Source organism: Roseateles sp. P5_B10 (assembly GCF_056400485.1).
The window spans coordinates 1-500 of the sequence record NZ_JBFULE010001819.1 but is presented as its reverse complement, the minus strand read 5'-3'; the positions used below and the strand labels follow the sequence as shown (position 1 = coordinate 500).

Genomic DNA, 500 nt, shown 5'->3' with positions numbered 1-500 from the left:
GATCAGGCCTTCACGCCGCTCGACAAGAGCGCTTGTCCGCTTTTGAAGAAGACCTAATTTAGAAGCCCGTCGTCCAAATCATTGAGAGGAAGTCATGAAAAACAAGATTTCGACCGCACTTCTCGGCACGGCGCTTTCGCTGGCCATGGCGGGCATCGCCATGGCGCAGGACAAGACCGTCAAGATCGGCTCGCTGAGCGATCAGTCCGGCCTTTACGCCGATCTCGGCGGGCCGGGCTCGACGCTCGCTGCCCAGATGGCGGCCGAGGATTCCGGTCTGATGGCCAAGGGCTGGAAGATCGACRTCRTSWYCGGCGATCACCAGAACAAGSCSGAYRTCGGCTCCRMCATCGCGCGSMARTGGYTCGAYGTCGAMAAGGTCGACRCCATCGTCGACGTGCCRAATTCCGGTGTCGCGCTGGCGGTGAACAACATCGTCAAGGAGAAGAACGGCGTCTACATCAATTCGGGCGCCGCGACGTCGGATCTCACCAATGCGC

General features: G+C 60.1%; 1 protein-coding gene. It reads left to right on the top strand.

The genetic code is table 11. The annotated features are described in order from the left end of the window. Positions 1-94: 94 nt before the first annotated feature. On the top strand, positions 95-500 hold a 406-nt coding region (locus tag AC1DU6_RS36075), incomplete at its 3' end, for an ABC transporter substrate-binding protein (protein ID WP_477863496.1).